Annotated in this window: 17 protein-coding genes and 1 pseudogene; 1 reads left to right on the plus strand and 17 read right to left on the minus strand. The window is 61.5% G+C overall.

Going from position 1 to position 19,237, the window contains the following annotated elements; all coding sequences use genetic code 11:
- Positions 1-65 precede the first annotated feature (65 nt).
- From ACHQGU_RS02160 to ACHQGU_RS02200, 9 genes are all read right to left on the minus strand, one after another.
- Positions 66-749 (minus strand): YggS family pyridoxal phosphate-dependent enzyme, encoded by a 684-nt coding sequence (locus tag ACHQGU_RS02160; protein ID WP_253558640.1) that lies wholly within the window; start codon positions 747-749, stop codon positions 66-68.
- Between the two features lie 116 nt (positions 750-865).
- A complete protein-coding gene (locus ACHQGU_RS02165) occupies positions 866-1,900 on the minus strand; it encodes an NAD(P)H-quinone oxidoreductase (RefSeq protein ID WP_252353902.1) in 1,035 nt (344 codons plus the stop codon).
- A 136-nt stretch (positions 1,901-2,036) separates the two neighbouring features.
- A complete protein-coding gene (locus ACHQGU_RS02170) occupies positions 2,037-2,993 on the minus strand; it encodes an alpha/beta hydrolase (protein ID WP_395495715.1) in 957 nt (318 codons plus the stop codon).
- 171 nt (positions 2,994-3,164) lie between these two features.
- Entirely contained in the window at positions 3,165-3,590 is a 426-nt protein-coding gene (arfB, locus tag ACHQGU_RS02175) for an alternative ribosome rescue aminoacyl-tRNA hydrolase ArfB (RefSeq protein WP_301273827.1), read from the minus strand.
- A gap of 20 nt (positions 3,591-3,610) precedes the next feature.
- Complete coding sequence (locus tag ACHQGU_RS02180) at positions 3,611-5,260, minus strand: ABC-F family ATP-binding cassette domain-containing protein (RefSeq protein ID WP_395495716.1); 1,650 nt, start codon at positions 5,258-5,260, stop codon at positions 3,611-3,613.
- Positions 5,261-5,309: 49 nt separating this feature from the next.
- The gene (dld, locus tag ACHQGU_RS02185; RefSeq protein WP_395495717.1) at positions 5,310-7,031 is read right to left on the minus strand and encodes a D-lactate dehydrogenase; all 1,722 of its coding nucleotides are present in this window, start codon (positions 7,029-7,031) and stop codon (positions 5,310-5,312) included.
- Positions 7,032-7,163: 132 nt separating this feature from the next.
- The gene (locus tag ACHQGU_RS02190; RefSeq protein ID WP_395495718.1) at positions 7,164-7,736 is read right to left on the minus strand and encodes a Dabb family protein; all 573 of its coding nucleotides are present in this window, start codon (positions 7,734-7,736) and stop codon (positions 7,164-7,166) included.
- A gap of 58 nt (positions 7,737-7,794) precedes the next feature.
- A complete protein-coding gene (locus ACHQGU_RS02195; protein WP_062272222.1) occupies positions 7,795-9,564 on the minus strand; it encodes a chloride channel protein in 1,770 nt (589 codons plus the stop codon).
- A gap of 162 nt (positions 9,565-9,726) precedes the next feature.
- Positions 9,727-10,863 (minus strand): ABC transporter substrate-binding protein, encoded by a 1,137-nt coding sequence (locus ACHQGU_RS02200; protein WP_395495719.1) that lies wholly within the window; start codon positions 10,861-10,863, stop codon positions 9,727-9,729.
- Between the two features lie 105 nt (positions 10,864-10,968).
- Here ACHQGU_RS02200 and ACHQGU_RS02205 point away from each other — a divergent pair, with 105 nt between their 5' ends.
- A complete protein-coding gene (locus tag ACHQGU_RS02205) occupies positions 10,969-11,169 on the plus strand; it encodes a hypothetical protein (protein ID WP_197463952.1) in 201 nt (66 codons plus the stop codon).
- Here the strand turns inward: ACHQGU_RS02205 and ACHQGU_RS02210 are convergent.
- From ACHQGU_RS02210 to ACHQGU_RS02245, 8 genes and pseudogenes are all read right to left on the minus strand, one after another.
- On the minus strand, positions 11,166-11,399 hold the full coding sequence (locus tag ACHQGU_RS02210; protein ID WP_395495720.1) for a hypothetical protein: 234 nt from the start codon (positions 11,397-11,399) through the stop codon (positions 11,166-11,168). The two genes, ACHQGU_RS02205 and ACHQGU_RS02210, sit on opposite strands and share 4 nt — an antisense overlap.
- A gap of 20 nt (positions 11,400-11,419) precedes the next feature.
- Positions 11,420-11,986 carry a gluconokinase gene (locus ACHQGU_RS02215; protein WP_395496361.1) on the minus strand — a complete coding sequence of 189 codons (567 nt, stop codon included), beginning with the start codon at positions 11,984-11,986 and terminating at the stop codon, positions 11,420-11,422.
- A 69-nt stretch (positions 11,987-12,055) separates the two neighbouring features.
- Positions 12,056-12,757 (minus strand): annotated as a pseudogene (gene rpiA / locus ACHQGU_RS02220) (ribose-5-phosphate isomerase RpiA); the annotation flags it as partial.
- A gap of 57 nt (positions 12,758-12,814) precedes the next feature.
- On the minus strand, positions 12,815-13,558 hold the full coding sequence (pgl, locus tag ACHQGU_RS02225) for a 6-phosphogluconolactonase (protein WP_395495721.1): 744 nt from the start codon (positions 13,556-13,558) through the stop codon (positions 12,815-12,817).
- A gap of 4 nt (positions 13,559-13,562) precedes the next feature.
- On the minus strand, positions 13,563-14,381 hold the full coding sequence (locus tag ACHQGU_RS02230; RefSeq protein ID WP_395495722.1) for a Cof-type HAD-IIB family hydrolase: 819 nt from the start codon (positions 14,379-14,381) through the stop codon (positions 13,563-13,565).
- 3 nt (positions 14,382-14,384) lie between these two features.
- Positions 14,385-15,299, minus strand: a complete 915-nt coding sequence (locus ACHQGU_RS02235; RefSeq protein ID WP_395495723.1) for an HAD family hydrolase — start codon at positions 15,297-15,299, stop codon at positions 14,385-14,387.
- Positions 15,300-15,345: 46 nt separating this feature from the next.
- Positions 15,346-16,344 (minus strand): phosphogluconate dehydrogenase (NAD(+)-dependent, decarboxylating), encoded by a 999-nt coding sequence (gene gnd / locus ACHQGU_RS02240; RefSeq protein WP_395495724.1) that lies wholly within the window; start codon positions 16,342-16,344, stop codon positions 15,346-15,348.
- A gap of 34 nt (positions 16,345-16,378) precedes the next feature.
- Complete coding sequence (locus ACHQGU_RS02245; protein ID WP_395495725.1) at positions 16,379-19,234, minus strand: bifunctional transaldolase/phosoglucose isomerase; 2,856 nt, start codon at positions 19,232-19,234, stop codon at positions 16,379-16,381.
- Positions 19,235-19,237: the final 3 nt, after the last annotated feature.

A 19,237-nucleotide genomic window follows, 5' to 3' on the forward strand; every position in this document is an offset into this window, starting at 1 on the left:
AATGTGTCCCGGCGTTTGCATAGGGGGTGTAGCCGGGGAATTGCAAGTTATCTGGTCTCCGCCCGTCAGGCGGTGGGTGGGCGCGGGCCAAAAATGGCTGTGCCCACGCGCACCAGTGTCGCGCCCTCGGCAATGGCAATCGGGTAATCGGCGGACATGCCCATGGAGAGCACGGGCAGGCCATGCGTCTGCGCCATGCTGCGCAGCAGCCGGAAATGTGGGGCGGGGTCTTCTTCCGCTGGCGGGATGCACATCAGGCCCCGCAAACTGGTGCCAAAACGCTGGCGGCAGGTGCGGATAAAACTGTCGGCTTCTTCTTTCGGGACGCCAAATTTCTGGGGTTCGTCGCCCGTGTTTACTTCAATCAGCAGTTCGGGCATCCGGCCCACACTGTCCGCTGCGCGGGCGAGGGCATCGGCCAGCGCAGGGCGATCGAGGCTCTCAATCATATCTGCAATGCGTACGGCGTCTTTGGCCTTGTTGGTTTGCAGGCCGCCGATCAGATGCAGGCGCAGCGCCGGGTTGTGCTCCCGCAGGGGCGGGAATTTGGCGGCGGCTTCCTGCACGCGGTTTTCACCAAACACCGTCTGGCCTGCGGCAATGGCCTCCTGCACGCTGCTGGCAGGGTGGAATTTGGAGACCGCCACCAGAGTGACAGAGGCAGGGTCTCGCCCGGCATCGTGCGCTGCTGCGGTGATGCGGGCGCGGACATCAGCAAGCCTGTCCGCAAGAGAGGAAGATGGGGCCATAAAAAGCGAAGCTTCTCAAAGAGAGGGATCAGATCTCTTCTTGTAGCGAAAAAAGCCCCATGAGGGGAATGGCCGTGCGGGCATGGCCCCATGAGCAGCCTCGCACGGGCCGCGCATCAGGCTTTTGGGTCGGGCACCAGAATAATGCGGCCCAGATGTTTGTTGTCTTCCATCATCTGGTGGGCTTCTGCTGCTTTGGAGAAGGGCAGGACGGTATCAATCCGCGGGCGGATGGTGCCGCTGGCCAGTAAGGGCCAAACCTGCGCGTGCAATTCCCGCGCAATGCGCGCTTTGGTTGCGGTATCCCGCCCGCGGAGGGTGCTACCGGTGACGATCAGTCGCCGGGTCATGATGCGCGCCAGATCAGCCTGTTCCGCCTTGGCTCCGCCTTGCAGGGCGATAATCACCAGCCGCCCGTCCATGGCCAGACTTTTGATGTTGCGGTCAAAATACGCGCCGCCGATCATATCCAGAATGAGGTTGACGCCATTGCCATCCGTCAGCTCCCGCAGGCGGGCGGCAAAATCTTCCTCATGGTAGTTGATGGCAATGGCCCCCAGCTTTTCACACAGGGCGCATTTTTCCGCACTGCCTGCCGTAACGTAGGGAATGGCCCCAAAGGCCCGCACCAGCTGGATGGCCGTCACACCAATGCCGCTGCTGCCGCCGTGGATCAGCACGCGCTGGCCCACAGCCGGAGGGGCGGGCATGAACAGGTTGGACCACACTGTAAAGAAGGTTTCCGGCAGGGATGCGGCCTGCACGGCATCATACCCTTTGGGCCAGGGCAGACATTGGCCGGCAGGCACCAGACAATATTCCGCATAGCCGCCACCATTGGCCAGCGCGCAGACGGTGCTGCCAATTTCCGGCATGGGGGTGCCTTCCAGCGGCGCACCACAGCCCACAATCTCCCCGGCAATTTCCAGACCAAGGCGCGGATTGGCTCCGGGCGGCGGGGGGTAAAGTCCGGCACGCTGCATCAGGTCTGGCCGGTTTACGCCTGCGGCCTGCACGCGTACCAGCACCTCGCCCCGCCCCGGCTGTGGGATGGGGAGTGTTTCACAATGCAGCACGTCCGGCCCGCCCGGCTCTGCAAAGCAAATGGCCGTCATGGTGCTGGACTGAGTGGGGCGGTGGGAAGCTGTCATCAATGCGCCTCGCGGAGGAAAAGCCATGAGGCAGCATGAAGCCCGATTTCTCAATCCGGCAAAAGAGGGGGGCACTTCACGTCTGGGATAGGCGAAGGCCGGGCACCGGTTTTCCGCCAGCGCCCGGCCAGCGGGATTACAGACCCAGAACCCGCTTCAGGCCCGCGCAGTATGCATCAGCAAAGCGGCGGGAGAGTTCGGCGTCCGGCACATACATGTCGAACACATGATAGGCCCCGGGCACGACCATGACTTCTGTCGGCACACCTGCGGCCATCAGCCGTTTGGCGTAATCCAGATCTTCACACAGGAAGAGGTCCATGGAGCCGACCCCAATAAAGGTGGGGGGCAGGCCTGTCAGATCCTTCGCACGGGCGGCGGACGCATAAGCCGGGGTGTTGGCGCCCCCGGCGTCGTTCCCCAGATAAGCCTGCCATGCAAATTTATTGGCGGAGCGGGTCCAGACAAATTCGCCAAAGTCTGCGGCGGGGTCAGACGTCGTGGCCGTGCGGTCATCCAGCATGGGGTAGATGAGCAGCTGATACGCCAGCTTGTACTCCTTCTTGTCCCGCGCCATCAGAGAGAGGGCAGCGCTCAGGCCACCGCCAGCGCTTTCCCCGGCCACAACAACCTTTTCACGGTCAATGCCCAGTTTGTCGGCGTTTTCATGCACCCATTTCAGCACAGCATAGCAATCTTCAATAGCGCCGGGATATTTCACTTCCGGGGCCAGACGGTAATCGACGGAAAAAACCTTGAAGCCCATCTTGCTGGCCAGCTGCTGGCATTTTGGGTCATCCACTTCCGGGTGGCCGGACACAAGGCCGCCGCCGTGGATATAGATCATGGCTGGTGCCTTGGGGGCGGGTTTGCGGGGGCTGTAGGTCAGAATACGCACATCCGGCGCGTTGTTCAGGCCGGGCACATACTCTTCCTGTGCTTCCACATCCGGCAGAGGCTTGCCTTCTATAAGGCGCACGGAGGTCAGGAATGTTTCCCGCACTTCCGGCAGGGACATGCCCGAAAGACCATCAAAAGACGGCATTTTTTCAAGCACAGGAAGGAATTCGGGATTTACGACAGATTTCGGCATGGTGCGTCATCTCCTTTTAACAAGCGACATCACAGATCGTCTTGCTGAAAGAAGGTATAGCGTGCGTGTTACGTTTTTTATTTGATGGAAGTCAAACTAAACAAACGTATTTTCAATATGAACTATAGCCCTAGAAATTTTTATTATGTGACTAATAAAGAAGTTCTATGTCTAATCGTCAAATTTCTTACTGCGCCCCTGCTTGATGCTGGAGCGGCGGGATTTGCCGTCCAGCCGCCGCTGGCGTGCGCCTTTGCTGGGGCGGGTAGGCACCCGGTAGGCCTGCTTATGCGCGGCCTGCCGGATCAGTTCGGCCAGACGCTGGGTGGCGTCTTCCCGGTTCTGCTGCTGGGTGCGGTAATTGCGAGCAGTGATGACAATCACCCCGTCCCGCGTGGCCCGGCTGCCTGCCAGTGTGAGCAGGCGGGTGCGCACCCGCTCGGGCAGGGAGGGCGAATTGGCAGCATCAAACCGCAACTGCGCTGCGGTGGCGACCTTGTTTACATTCTGGCCGCCGGGGCCGGAGGCCAGAATGTAGGTAAAGGAGAGTTCCGCGTCATCCAGCGCAAGGCTGGGGGTGATGGCAATTTGCGCCAAGGGTCCGTCCTACGTCCTGCTCAGGACTTTTTCTTCTTCTCTTTTTTGTCTTTCTTGTTCCGTTTTTCCTTCGCAGCACGCTGCGAGGGGGCGGCCGTGCCGCCACGGGCGCGTTCAATCACAAAGCGGGCGTAGTCATCCATATCGCCATCAAACGGCACAATGGTGTTGTCTGCCGCCAGCCACAGGCGGTCGGCGACCAGCTCCATCAGGGAGCGGTCATGGGTGATCAGCAGCACAGCGCCTTCATACGCATTCAGCGCATCCAGCAGGGCGCGGCGGCTGTCGATATCCAGATGGTTGGTCGGTTCATCCAGAATCAGCAGATGCGGGGCGGCCATGGCGACCATGTTCAGCAGCAGGCGGGCGCGTTCCCCACCGGAGAGCGCCTCCACCTTGGTGCCCTGCTTTTCAAAATGGATACCAAACTGCGCCAGTCGGGAACGGTGAGACTGGTCACTGTCCGTCGGGCGGGCTTCCCGCATGATATCCAGCGGGGTTTGCTGCGGGTCCAGCGCTTCAATCTGATGCTGATGGAACCAGCCCACTTCCAGTCGCGCCGAGCGGGACACACGGCCGGACCGCGCCTGCAACGCACCCGCCACCAGCTTGGCGAAGGTGGATTTACCGGCCCCGTTCACGCCCAGCAGGCCGATGCGGTCGTCCACATCCAGCCGCAGATCAAGGTCTTTGAGAATGGCGGGGTCATCCCCGTAGCCTACTTCCACATTTTCCAGCCGCAGCAGCGGCGGGGCCAGCGGGCGGGGCGGAGAGGGCAGGATGAAGGGGGAAACCTGCGCCTCGATGGTGGTTTCAATCGGCGTCAGCTTGGCCAGACGTTTCACGCGGCTCTGGGCCTGCGCGGCCTTGGCGGCGGAGGCTTTAAAGCGATCCACGAAGGATTGCAGATGTGCCCGCTCGGCTTCCTGCTTGGCGCGCGTGGCACTTTGCAGGCGGATTTTTTCTGCTCGCTGATGCTCAAAGGAATCATAGCCGCCGGTATAAAGTTCCAGCTTGCCTTCCGTGACATGCAGCGTGAAATCCACCGAGTTGTTCAGCAGTTCACGGTCATGGCTGATAATCAGGGCACAATGCGGATAGCGTTCCAGCCGGGCTTCCAGCCAGAGCGCGCCTTCAAGGTCCAGATAGTTGGTCGGTTCATCCAGCAGCAGCAGGTCAGGCTCGGAGAACAGGGCGGCGGCCAGCGCCACACGCATCCGCCAGCCACCGGAGAATTCCGCCATCGGGCGGTCCAGATCCTCGGTGGAAAAGCCAAGGCCGTTCAGAATTTCCGCAGCGCGGGAGGGGGCGCTGTCGGCATCAATTTCAATCAGCCGCATCCAGATATCGCCCATGCGCTCCGGCTCGGCGGTTTCCAGCTCGGCCATCAGCGTGGCGCGTTCCAGATCTGCTGCCAGAATGGTTTCCAGCAAGGTGACATCCGTGGCCGGATGTTCCTGATCCACCGCTGCAATGCGGGCGGCCTTGGGGATGGAAATTTCACCGGAGTCCGGCTGCAACTCGCCTTTAATCAGCTTGAACAGCGTCGATTTCCCAACCCCGTTCCGCCCCACAAGAGAGACCTTGGAGGGGTTGGGCAGGCTGACGCTGGCACGATTAAAAAACTGGCGTCCCCATGCGTTGAACACGAGGCTGTCGATCTGGAGCATAAAGCGAGAGGTCCGGTAACAGGGAAGGGCCGGACCTCTCTATCGCGTTTTAGACGCTCTCCGCCACCCAGTTCTTCTTTTTAGTGGCCAGACCAATGCCCGGGTTCATGCAGTTGCAGGGGTCCAGCTCCCGGTAATGCGCCAGCATGATATCGGGGGCCTGATAGAGATGGCCCACGTTATGTTCCGCCGGGTAGCGCGCGCCGCGCTGGTCCAGACCGGGGAGCATGCTGTGCTCCACGGCCATGGCGTTGTAGCCTTTTTTGATGACGTAATCCTGATGCATCACATGGCACAGGAAGTGGCCGTAATAGAGTTTGACGATAATCTTGTCTTCAATCTCTTTCGGCAGTTTTTCAAACCAGTTGCGGTCGTTGCGGCGCAGGGCAACGTCCAGCGCCACAATGTCTTCCGCCTCACGGTGATGCACGGCGCGGTAGCGCACAGCGGCACCGGCAGCGGCAAAGCGGTGCAGGAAGGCGCGGGAGCCTTCATCGGGCGTGCATTCAAAGAATTCACCGGTCGCCTTGCTGAAGAACTGCTCCAGATAGGCCTTCATCGGGCCTGCCAGCGTGGCGGAGGTTTTCAGCATCAGGTGGTGTTCAAACTTGTCCCGATATTCCAGCATCCGGTTGGGCAGCTGGTTGGGGATGAACACGCTGAGCGCCTGCATGATGCGGTCACTCAGGTTTTCAGGCAGGAAGCCGAACTGTTTGGCAAAAATGTCAAAGCGGGACTTCATGGCGAACATTTTCGGCAGGAATTTCGTGCCGAATTTGCGGATGACCGCAAACGTGTCCTTGCCGTATTTCTCGGCAATGTTGAACGCATCGCGGTGGATGTATTCGCCTGAAATTGGCAGTTCTTCAAACCCTGTCAGCATATGGCGGCGGAGATCTTCCAGCTCGTCCGTGCTGTTGGAGCCGATGTAGAACACTGCCGGGTCTTTTGCTGCGGGGAAGGTGTCCAGACGCACGGCAAACACCACCAGCTTGCCCGCGCAGCCTGCGGCTTCATGCCAGCGGGCCGGGTCTGCGTTAAAGCGGGCGGGGGTGTCCGCATCAATATCGCGCACGTGAGTGATGTAGTTGTTGTCATGCCCGCGGCCAGCATCCCAGTCGATGTCGGCATCGGAGAACGTGCCAGCCTGCAGCTTGTTCAGAATGGCTTCCGGGTCATTCCCAAGCTGGATGCCCAGATGGTTGACGAGCTGGAGCTTACCGTCTTCCCCCACCTGACCAAACACGGCCATTTCCGTATAGGCCGGGCCACGCTGCACCAGCGCCCCGCCCGAGTTGTTGCTGATGCCGCCCAGAACGGACGCGCCAATGCAGGATGAACCGATAACGGAATGCGGTTCGCGCCCAATGGCGCCCAGCATGTTTTCCAGCTCATACAGCGTGGCGCCGGGCAGGCAGACAACCTGCTTGCCGCCGCCAATCATATGCGCGCCGGTCAGCCGGAGGGTGCTGATGAGCACGATCTCACGGTCATAATCGTTACCATCCGGCGTGGAGCCACCCGTCAGGCCGGTATTGGCGGCCTGCATGATGATAATCTTGCCCGCATCCACACAGGCCTGCGCCACCCGCCAGAGTTCCACCAGCGTGCCGGGCTGCACCACGGCCAGCACCTTGCCCGCGCCAAAGCGGAAGCCATGGCGGAAGCGGTAGGTTTCGGCCTCGCTGGTCAGCACGTGGCTGTGTCCGGCAATGTCCTTCAGGCGGCCCAGAAGAGACTGGTTCGCCGGGGTCTGGGCTGGGGCGGTCATAAAGAAAAGGCTCCGTCTGGATCAGGCTTAAAAAGGATGATGTGTTATAACACTGTTCTGTATCCATACCAGATCACAGATATGCGTTTGCGTTGGTACGGCCTCCCGTTCCGTGCGGGAAAGGCCGCCGCATCAGAGCGCTGCCGGTGCCATGGGGGTAAAGTCAAACACCACGACCTTGGCCAGATACGGTCCGGCAAAGGTTTTGAAGGCATCATGCGCCGGGTCAAAGTGCCCTGCCTCGGTGACAATCGGGCGGCCGACGTAAAAGTTCCTGTCCCCTTCAGACGGGAAGGTGACCAGATAGCCCTGCTCCAGACCGAGGTCTGCATTTTCCCCGCTGTTCTGCGCCCCGGTCTCAATGGACGTCACGACTGTCTTGCCGTCCGGCCTGCGGGAGAGGGTGGTGAGGGCTATAAAGCGCCGGGTGACCTCCGCGCGCTGTGCCGCTGTGGTGCCGGGGCGGAAGGTGAACATCACCATATGGCGCACCACACCGGACTTGTAATCCGGGGCGGTAAAGCGCGTAGCCCCGACGGATTTCAACTCGGCCCGCACAGCCCGAGCGGCAGCATCTAAAGCGGGCGTGGTGGCAGGCGCGGTTTTAGCGGTCGGGGCGCTCAGGGCGGGGCCAGCCAGCCCGAGGGCCAGAGCAGCCGGGGCGCAGGCCAGCAGCAGGGTCTTCAGAGAAGCGGGGCGAGACATAGAGGGTTCTCCTGACTGAAATCATCAACGCGTCACATGGTGCAAAGTGCACACCCGGTTAAACCCGGTATTTTTCCCCCGCCAGCTCTCGCCGGGTGCGCTCCAGTTCTTCCGCATAGCGGCGCAGCACGTAGCGTTCGCTCAGCAGGCCGAGAATGTGGTTGTCGTCATCCACCACAGCCAGCGCCGGGCGGGCCAGCCGCTCGAACGTATCAATAGCGGTGGAGAGTGAGAGGGTCGGGGTCAGCGCCAGATCATCGGGGGCCACAAGCTCAGCCAGCGGCGTGGTTTCCGGCACACGACTGGCGTGAAACAGAACGTTTTCCACCAGTCCTTTATAGTGGTTCTGTTCGTCACACAGAATGATGTAGCGCGGCGTCTGGTTGGGGAAGGCAAGGCGGGCGGCCTGCACGGTTTCCGTCGCGGGGAAGGTGGCGACTTCCGTGCGCATCATCCGCTCCACTGTCAGCGTGCGCATCCAGCCTACATCCACGCCGGAGCGGATATTTTCCCCGCGCAGATGGAAGCGCCATGTGGCGAAGGAGTAGCCAAAGGTCCGCCGCACCGTCATGGAGGAGACAATGGCCGAGACCACCACAGCACCCGTCAGCGGCAGGCTACCGGTCGTCTCCAGCGCCAGAAAGATCATGGTCATGGGCCCGCCAATAACGGCCACGGCCAGCGCGCACATGCCCACAATGGTGCAGACGGAAACCGGCAGCACGGCCAGCGGAGCGAGTGCCCCGGCAAAGACCGCGCCCGTCAGCACACCCAGATACAGCGAGGCAAAAAACAGCCCGCCGCGAAAGCCCGAGCCAATGGAAATGGCGGAGGCCAGCGCCTTAAGCCCCAGCAGGCCGAGGGCGAGCATGAAGGGCGGCGAGCTGATCAGTCCGGCCCGCATGGCCATATGGCCGGAGGAGAGCACGGAGGGGGAAATAAGTGCCAGCCCACCCACCAGCAGGCCACCCAGCGCGGGGCGCATCCAGACCGGCATCGGCAGGCGCTGGAAGGTATATTCCGTCAGCGTGACGCCGCGCATCAGCATCACCCCCACCAGTCCGGCAAAAATGCCCAGCAGGATAATGGGGAAATACGCCAGAAGCGGGATGCCCTGCGGTGTAGCCACCCAGACGGGCGGCAGCACGGTGCCGGTCAGATGCACCACGCCAATGCCACAGATGGCAGCCAGCGCCACCGGAGCCAGCGCGGTAAAGGTGTAGGAGCCGATAATCAGTTCAAACGCGTAAAACGCTCCGGCCAGAGGCGCATCAAACGCAGCGCCAATGGCCCCGGCGGCCCCGCAGCCGACCAGCAGGCGCACATCCGCCCGGTGCATGCGCAACTGCCGCCCGATGCGGGAGCCAAAGGCCGCACCCAACTGACTGAACCCGGCCTCCAGCCCCAGTGACGCCCCGCAGCCATTGGAGAGAATGGTCTGCCCGGCCAGAATCAGACTGTCCCGAAAGGACATGCGGCCCCCATGCAGGGCGTTGGCCTCAATCGGGTCTGCCGGGCGGAAGCGGGTTTTGCGGGCCAGATACAGGCTGGTCAGTCCCAGCAGCAGCCCGCCACACATGGGCACCAGCAGGGCGCGCACCGGGTTGACAGTGGTCAGGCCGGACAGGCGGCCAGAACCCGGGGCCAGCAGATGATGTGCGAGGAATGTTGCGGTGGTCATCAGGCTGACAACACCACCCGCCAGCACGCCAACAAGGGCGGCCAGTGCGATAAGCCACAGGGTATCTTTGCGAACAAGCGCCCTGAGCGCCGCCAGAAGCCGGGGCGGCGTGTTGTGGGTGCGCATATGGTCCAGCAAGCCGGTCATGGCGGCGCTGAAACAGGCAGAGGGGCGTCTGTCTGGTGTCTCACGCTGTCCCTAATGCCTGTTTTCTCCTGCGGGAGGGAAGGGCTAATTTCATTCCAACAGTAAGAGAACGGCGTCAGTCCCGCAGCGTTCCCCATCCGCACTCAGGCGCGGGGGCTATCCTCAGGGCGTGGCGGGCGGCTGGCCTGCCAGAATCCGCGTTACGTCGTCCTCCGTCAGAGTGTAGCGGAAGAACTGTTTATAGAACGCTTTCAAGTCCCGGCGCAGGTCGATGTCCTTGAAAATCTCTGGCTGAAAGTGCTGGGCGGCCCATTCCAGCTGAAGCAGGACTTCACAGCCGTAGCGATCCCACGGGAACACGCCTTGTGGGTTGGTCCACGCCTTGCCGTTCTGGAAGGCCGCGAGGGTGCGCAGCGGTGCGTCTGCCGCCAGCGTTCCAGCATTGGCCCCGATGACAATCATGTCCGGGTTCCAGGCAGCAATCTGCTCAAACGTGACGGGGCGATGGTTGCCGGAAACCTCGGCTGCCGCATTGCGACCGCCCGCGGCCTGAATCCACGCATCAATCAGCGTATCCGTGCCGTCAATCTGCAAGGGGTTCAGGCGGGCAATATGCAGCACGCGCGGGCGGGCGGATGCGGGCAGCGCGGCCGTGCGGGCATGCAGGATCTGCTGCAACGCTTCCAGCTTCTGGCGATACACGCTGGCGATCTCATGCGCATAGGGTGTGGCCAGTGCGTCGGCCGTCATGTCCACGGACGTGAGCATCTGCGGCAGCGTGGTGTAGTGCGCATCCAGCGTGGGCAGGCCGGTTTTGCGCAACTCTTCTGCCTTGGCGTGGGTGGGCACAAAGACCAGCCCGATATGGCGGTTCAGCAGGTCTTCCGGGTTCACACTGTCCGGGTGGATGCCGGTTTCCGCCGAGCGCAGCATCGGGGCGACCTTGAACAGCCAGGGCAGATCTGCCGGTTTGTCCGCCGAGACCTTGATGCGCTCCGCCCCGCCCAGCATGACGGTAATCTCGTTATGGGCAAACCAGAGGTCCGCAATGTTGAGGGCACTTTTGTCCAGCGCAACGCTGGTGCCACTCATATCCGTAACCGTACGGGGATAGACCGGGATATTATTGACCGCCGGCATGGTGGCTACGGCCTGCGCGACAACGTGCGCGCCGGGGCCTGCTGCGGGATGCGCCGCTTGTGCGGCAGCCTGACCGGACACAGCCAGAGGGGCAGCCAGCCCCACGCCCAGCAGGCTGAGCATGAGGGATGAGGAGCAGAGCAATCTGCAACGGAGCATGAGAGAGCGCATGAGTATCCCGGACCTGATCGTATTATATACGTTAGAATACAGAAGGCGCGGGTGCAATATGGCGGCTCTCCGAACACGAAAAGGGAAGAACCGGTGCGACAACACAAGGTAATGCTGGGGGATAAAGTGCTGTATCAGGCCGCGCAGCTAACCCACGCGGAACGCTTTGCCGCAGCGCGCCGGGCGGAGGGCGTGCCCTGCCATGTGGTGCCGGACGCCACGCCCAAACCGCCGCGCCGGGAACAGATCAATCCGCTCACCGGCCAGCCCCGCAAACGTGGGCGGGTGCGTTAAGCCAGCACCGTCCGGTTGCGTCGCCATGCGTCTTCCAGCGCATCCGCGGGGTCCTGATGCGCGTCACTCCACGCGCCCTCGGCAGCTTCTGGTGCGTGAACCGTGGCGCGCCATGTGGCGGTGTCCGTCGCACGCTCCATCTTGATAGCCCAGGAGGGGGGAATGCGCGTGAGCAACCGTTCCATCTTCTGGCCAGATGTTAGCGGTTTTGCGTAATTATGGCCCACCACGCGTTCCCCTTTATCTTCAATCAGGCGGTTTTCAGATAGGATAGAATTTCCGCAATGGTTTCAGCCGGATTGGCCTCTGCGGAGATGCTGAGGGCATGCTCATCTGTCCCGGGTGCTTCCAGTGTCTGCAACTGGCTGGGCAGCAGGGTGGGGGGCATGTAATGGCCCCGCCGGCGCTTCAGCCGTTCCAGCAGAACGGATTCCGTTGTGTGCAGGTAGATAAAGATGGGGTCCAGCCCGCCTTTGCGCAGCACATCCCGGTAGGAATGTTTCAGCGCGGAGCAGGTGAGAATCCCGCCGGTGCCAGCCCGTTCACACTCGGCCAGCCATTCCTGGCAGCGGGCCAGCCAGGGCCAGCGGTCTTCATCATTCAGCGGGATGCTGGCGGCCATTTTGGCAACATTGGCGGCGGGGTGCAGGTCATCCCCTTCCTGAAAAGGCCAGCCCAGCTCATTGCGCAGACCTTCCGCAATGGTGGTCTTGCCGGAGCCTGAAACGCCCATAATCACCAGCAGACGCTTTTTAATGCCTTCCGCCACAGGTTGCGTCGGCAGGACGGTCTTGCTGCTGGCGCTCTGGTTCGGCATGGGCGGCACGCGGGTAACGGGGGCTGCCGGGTCTAGCGCCGGGGTGGCAATCAGCCCGTCGGACACGGTAGGGGTAATCACGCGGATCCCTTCAGGCCCGGCAGTAATGGCCTGTGTCGCCATGCTAATAAACAGCCCGTGTTCCACCACACCGACAATGCTGTGGATATCCGTGCCCAGCTTGTGCGGGTCTTCAATCGGGCCGAACACGCAATCCATAATCAGGTTCTTTTCATCCGTCAGATAAAAAGACCCGTCCCTTTTTTTGCGCGGGGTGACATGCGCGCCCATGCGGCCCAGCTGGACAGCAACATTTTCCCAGCCGAAGGGAATGACTTCCACCGGCACCGGGCAGAGCATACCCAGATGGTCAACATACTTGCTGCTGTCGGCCACAATCACAAACTGCTTGGCCGCGGAGGCCACAATTTTTTCCCGCAGCAGCGCGCCGCCCCGGCCTTTAACGAGATTGAGCGTGCGCGGCTCGATCTCATCCGCGCCATCAATGGTGATGTCCAGTTCAGGATGTGCGCCAAAGGTGGTGAGCGGAATGCCTTCTTCCCGCGCCTGTGCTTCCGTGGCGTCGGAGGTGGGAATGGCGCAGATTTTCAGCCCTTCCTCCCGCACGCGGCGGCCCAGTTCCGCCACGACAAAAAACGCTGTGGAGCCTGTTCCAAGACCGACAGCCATCCCGTCCTGCACCAGTGCTGCGGCCTTGATGGCGGCTTGCTGTTTCAGGTTGGCGGCGGGGTCTGGTGTTTTGTCGGTCATGGAGCTGTTCCTTGTTCTTGTTTTTTATCGGTCAGATCTGGTCAGGCCGTGCGTGTTTTATACGTCTGCGGGGGCGGCGTCACGGTCCAGCACCCAGGTCAGATCCCCCATGGCGGTAATGGCGCTGGCCGGGCAGGCGGGGTCCTGCGCACGGACTTTGGCCACGGTCTCCCGCTTGGACGCACCTTCCACCAGAAAGACAACATGGCGGCTGGCATCAATGGCCGGGTAGGTCATGGTCAGGCGCGTGTAGGGAGCGACGGGCGGCACGCAGGTGGAAACCCACGCCGTCCGCTCCTTCAGCACCGGCTGGCCGGGGAACAGGGAGGCCGTATGGCCATCGCTGCCCAGCCCGAGCAGATTGACATCAAACAGCGGCTTGCCGGGCTGGAGTGTTTCGGCCCCGTAAAACTTTTTCAGTTCGGCATCATACTCTTTGGCGGCCTCTTCCGCGGTGCCAGCCGTGGGGATGAGATGCACATTTTCTGCGGGCACCGGCACGCGGGAGAACAGCAGGCGCTGGAGCATGCCGGAATTGCTGTCCTCATGGTCATGCGCCAGAAAGCGGTCATCCCCCAGAAAGAACTCCATGCGTGCCCACGGGAAGCGGCTGGCATACGGCTCGGACGCCATCATGCTGTAGAGCAGTTGCGGCGTACTGCCGCCGGACAGGGCAATGCTGAACGGCCCATCCTTTTTGGCCAGCGCCTCCAGCAACAGCCAGTCGGCCAGATGGCGTGTGGCGGCTTCTCTGTCTGCAAAAACGGCAACCTTGCCAGTGCGGGTGTTCTGTCCGGTCATGATATCAGTCCTCTCCGAGCACAAACCGTTCAATGCCTTTGGCAAACCCGTCCTCTTCAGAAGACGCAGTTGTCCATGTGGCGCTGGTTTGCACGCTTTCTGTCGCCTGCCCCATGGCAATGGAGGTGCCACTGGCGCGGAACATCAGCACATCATTTGGCTGATCCCCAACGGTGAGCATGGCAGTGGCGGGTATTTTCAGCAGGCGTTCCAGTGTGTGGACAACGCCGCCTTTGTTGGCATCCGGGTGGGTGATGTCAACATAATAGGGTTGAGACAGGGCGGCGGAGGCCGAAGCCCCCAGCTCCTGCGCCAGCGTGTCGGCCACGCGGCGCATCAGCTCTGCGTTATCACTCACGCCGGTAATCTTGATGACGTCATCCAGTACGTCGTCATAAGAACGGGTGACACGCGGCGGGAATTTGACCGTCCACTGCTCTCGCGCAACATGCGGGGCGGAGGCATCCGGCACCAGCCAGTCCTGCGAGGTGTAAACCCAGGCGGGCACCCCATGCTCTTTCAACAGGGTGAGGGTTTTTTCCGCCACCGCACGAGGCAGCCGCAGGGCGCTGATAAGCTGCATATCCGGCTGCACCATCATGCCGCCGTTAAATCCGGCCAGCGGGGTTGTCAGCCCCAGCGGCTCAATGAGCATGGCCATGCCACGGGGTGGCCTGCCGGACGTAATGGCAAACAGAATATCCCGCTCCTGCAAGGCCTGCACGGCCCGGATGGCTCGCGGGGTGAGAATTTTCTCCCGCGTGACCAGTGTGCCATCCACATCAGCCAGCACCAGCCGGATGTCATGCGGCGGGCGGGGCATGGGTCAGGCTCCGGCAGGCGTGCCGTGGGATGCGGCAGGCGCGCTGGCGGGGTGATCGTTCAGAGAGACTGCACGGGGCAGCACGATGGATTCAATGGCCTTGGACCAGCCCTCATCCGTGTTGGCGGCTGTCACAAAATGCGCCTGCGCTGCGACGCCATCGGAGGCCTGCCCCATGGCGATGGCAAGGCCTGCGACTTTGAACATCGGCACATCGTTGTCCATATCGCCAATGCAGGCCACTTCTGAGGGATCAATTCCGTAGAACTCTGCCAGATGGCGGAGGGCGTTGCCCTTGTTGGCATCCTGCGGAGTAATATCAAGGAACCACTGGCTGGAGCGGGCGACGCTGGCGCGGCCTTCCAGCAGCATGCCGATTTCGGCTTCCTGCCGGGCGACGGCATCATAATCGGCAGAGGAGCCGGTGATTTTGCCAATCCCGGTGGTAGAACCGGCAAAGCTGGAGACAATTTGTGGCTCCATGCGCACCGCCTTGCGTTCCGGCTCTACGTACGCGCCGGTGGGGTTATCCACCAGCCATTCATGCCCACGGAACAGCCAGGCATCCAGATTATGCACTTTCAGCATATCCAGCGTATCCTGCACGGCCACCGGGTCCAGTGCCAGCTGGGAGCGCACAGTGCGATCGGCATTAAAGATCGTGCCGCCATTCAACGCGCCATAAGGCGTGTGCAGGCCGAGCACATCAAAATACATCTCAATCCCGCCGGGCGGACGGCTGCTGACGAGGCAGAGCGGAATGCCCGCGTCCTTCAGCGCCTGCACGGCGGCCAGCGTGTGGTGCGTGACCTGCTTTTCCGGGGTGAGCAAGGTGCCGTCCATATCGGACACCACCAGCTTGATGCGAGACGCCGGGGGCGCAAGAGCGGCGTGAAGGGCGTTATCGGTAACCGTCATGCTGCGTTTGCGCTCCCTGTGCTGTAACGCGGACTAAAAGAGCAGTTTAGTCTTTTGTTTCAACGTGTCCACCAAAGCCATACCGCATGGCAGACAGCACTTTTTCCGAGAACGTGTTGCCAGAGCGGGAGCGGAAGCGGGTGAAGAGCGCTGCCGTCATCACCGGCACGGGCACAGCTTCTTCAATCGCGGCTTCAATCGTCCAGCGGCCTTCCCCGGAATCATTCACTTCCCCGGAGAATTCGGAGAGGGATTCATTCTTGGTCAGCGCCTGCGCTGTCAGATCCAGCAGCCAGGAGGACACCACGCTGCCACGCCGCCAGACTTCCGCAATATCCGCCATGTTGAGCGAGAAGCGTTCATCTTCCGGCAGGAGCGGGGAGTCTTTGCGGTACATCACGTCAAAGCCTTCAGCAAAGGCCTGCATCATGCCGTATTCAATGCCGTTATGGACCATTTTAACAAAATGGCCGGACCCTGCCGGGCCGCAATACAGGTAGCCCTGCTCGGCACGGGGGTCCACGCCCTCACGGTCACGGCCGGGGGTGCGCGGAATATCGCCAATGCCGGGGGCAAGAGCGGACAGAATGGGGTCGATATGCTCAGCGGCTTCCTTCGCGCCGCCGTACATCATGCAGTAGCCGCGCTCCAGGCCCCACACGCCGCCGGAGGTGCCGACATCAATATAATCAATGCCTTTTTCAGCCAGCGTTTTGGCGCGGCGGATATCGTCCTTGTAGTAGGTGTTGCCACCATCAATCACAATATCGCCGCGCTGCATCAGGCCGCCCAGTGACATCACGGTTTCTTCCGTAATCTCACCAGCCGGGAGCATGGACCAGACAATGCGCTTTGGGCCTGCCAGTTTCTCCATCACATCCGTCAGGCTGCTGGCACCAACGGCACGACCGGCTTCCGCACGGGCCACCACTTTTTCAACAGCTGCGGGGTCACGGTCATAGACCACCACGTCATGTCCATGCCGTGTGAGGCGGACGGCAATATTGCCGCCCATTCTGCCAAGCCCGACGATGCCGATCTGCATACTCAGTTTTTCCTTATCGTGTCTTAATCGTATCTTACAGGGCGCCGTGCAGCGCAGTGGCCAGAGCGGCCAGACCGTCTTTCAGGGAACCGTGGATGTGCACACGCAGCGCACGGCGGCCCCGTTCGGCCAGAACATCAAAGTCGCCACGGGCCTGAGCGGCTTTCACCACGCCAAAGCTGTAGTTGGCACCCGGCACCGGCAGATCCTTCGCGTCATCCGCAGTAATCTGCAGGAACACGCCCGTGTTGGGTCCGCCTTTGTAGGCCTGCCCCGTGGAGTGCAGGAAGCGCGGGCCAAATTCTGCGGCTGTGGCAATGGTCTTGGCATCACGGATTTTCAGCCGGGTGTGCTGGATCCATTCCATCGTGGCGCGGTCACGCTCGATATAGGCCAGCAGCCCCACATAATCGCCCGCTTTTACGCGGTCGAAATGGGCTTTCAGAATGGCTTCCGCGCTGTCCCCTTTCAGGGCTTTGGCATTGGCCGGGTCCGCAAAGAAGGAGAATGACCCGTGCTGCGCAAACGGCTGCTCGGCGGGCAGTTTGCCGGTTTCGTTATAGGCGTCAGTCAGCTTGCGGGTTTCCACCTTGCTGGCTTCCACGTCCGGCTGATCAAACGGGTCAATCCCCAGGAACGCCCCGGCCACAGCCGTTGCAATCTCCCAGCGGAAGAATTCCTGCGCAATCTGGCGCTTGCTGTGCAGATTGATGGTGATAACCGGCTGCCCCGCGTCAATCAGCGTGGCAATGGCTTCATCCTGCTCATGCCGGTGTTCAGGCACCAGACGCAGGTAAACAAACAGGCGGTCGGTGCCGTAGCGTTTTGGTCCGCCCAGTGTTTCATCATCAATGGGGATGATGCCCTTGCCGTGCTTGCCGGTGGATTCCGCAATCAGCTGCTCCATCCATGCGCCGAAGTCGGCAATCTGCGGGGTGGCGATAATGCTCAGCTTGTCCCGCCCGAACTGCGTTGCGGCCACACCCATGATGGTACCCAGCAGCACACCGGGGTTCTGGGCCGGCGGCACGCTGGCATCGCTCATCCGCACGCCGCGCAGGGCGTCTTCCAGAAACAGCTTCAGCGGCAGGCCGGCGGCAGCGGCGGGCACCATGCCGAAGTTGGACAGCACGGAATAGCGGCCACCAATCTGCGGATCGCCTGCAAAAATCTTCCAGAAGCCGTCTTTTTTGGCCAGGGCTTCCAGCCTGGAGCCGGGGTCGGTAATGGCCACAAAGTGGGAGCCAGCCTTCTCACCCAGTGCGCGTTTGGCAAGGTCATGGAAGTAGGCGAGCATGATGTTCGGCTCAAGCGTGCCACCGGATTTGGAGGCGACGATGAACAGCGTGTTCGCCGGGTCGATCTTCTTTTCAAACGTGGCAACCTGCTGCGGGTCCGTGCTGTCCAGCACATACAGGTGGCCAAAGCCTTCATGCTTGCCAAAGGTCATGGCCAGCACTTCCGGCCCAAGGCTGGAGCCGCCCATGCCCATCAGCAGAACCTGCTGGAAATTGCGGGCTTTCACTTCTGCCTGAAAGTTTTCCAGCTCGGACAGGTGGGCCAGACGGTCTTCAACAATGTTGAGCCAGTTCAGCCATTTGCTTTCCGGGCCATTGGTCCAGACAGAGGCGTCCTTGTTCCACAGTTTGCGGATGGTGCCGTCTTTGCGCCATGCCGTCAGCCCTTTCTGCACCGCCTCTTCCAGCGGGGCGGGGAGGGCGGTCTTCATGTCGGTCAGCTTGTCACCCAGCATGGCCTGCTGTTTGGCGGCAACGGAGCCGAGCAGGCTGTCAAAGGCTTCCTCAAAGGAGGTCACGCCTTCATCCACCAGCGTGGCGGTCACGCCGTCCAGATCCAGCTTCAGCCGTTCGGCTTCACTCATCACGTGGCGGGCGTCATCAAGGCCAGCCATCAGCGTTTCGGACACGGTGCCGTGGTCACGGAAGGCATCCATGGTGGCGGGCGGCACGGTGTTGACGGTATGCGGGCCAATCAGGCTGTCCACATACAGCACGTCGCTATAGGCTTTGTCCTTGGTCCCGGTGGAGGCCCACAGCAGGCGCTGCGGCTGGGCACCGGCGGCTTCCAGCGCCTTCCAGCGCGGGGTCTGCATGATTTCCTGCCAGTAGCCATAGGCCACCTTGGCATTGGCAATGGCGACCTTGCCGCGCAGGGCTTTCAGGGCGTCTGCGTCTTTGTCACCGGCTTTCACGCGGCGATCAATTTCGGCATCAATCTTGCCGTCAATGCGGCTGACGAAGAAGGAGGCGACGGACGCGACTTTGGACAGGTCCCCGCCCTTTTTCTGCAGGTCTTCAAGCCCCAGCAGCCACGCATCCACCACGGCCTTGTAAGCAGAGAGCGCGAAAATCAGCGTGACGTTGACGTTGATGCCCGCAGCAATGGTTTCCCGGATGGCCGGGATGCTTTCCGGCGTGGCCGGAATTTTGATCATCAGGTTGGGTTCAGCCACATCAGCCCACAGGCGCTGGGCTTCATGCGCTGTGCCTTTTTCGTCCCGTGCCAGATAGGGGGAGACTTCAAGACTGACAAACCCGTCTTTCTTGTGGGTCGCCTCATACACCGGAGCCAGAACATGGGCTGCGGTCTTGATGTCCCGCACAGCCAGCTTTTCATACAGCGTGCCGGGGGAGACATTGTCATGCGCCAGAACGTCGCGGATCTGCGCGTCATATTCCGTGCCTTCCCCCATCGCCTTCTGGAAAATGGCCGGGTTGGAGGTCACACCACGAATATCGTCGTCCTGCACAAGGCGTGCCAGAGAGCCGTCTTCAACAAAGGAGCGGCGGATGAAGTCAAGCCACGGAGACTGCTGGACCGAGGCAAGGCCCCGCAGCGGGTTGGCACCTTTAGAAGAAGAGGCAGTCATGCT

Source organism: Acetobacter sp. KSO5, assembly GCF_044094635.1.
Taxonomy (GTDB): domain Bacteria; phylum Pseudomonadota; class Alphaproteobacteria; order Acetobacterales; family Acetobacteraceae; genus Acetobacter; species Acetobacter cerevisiae.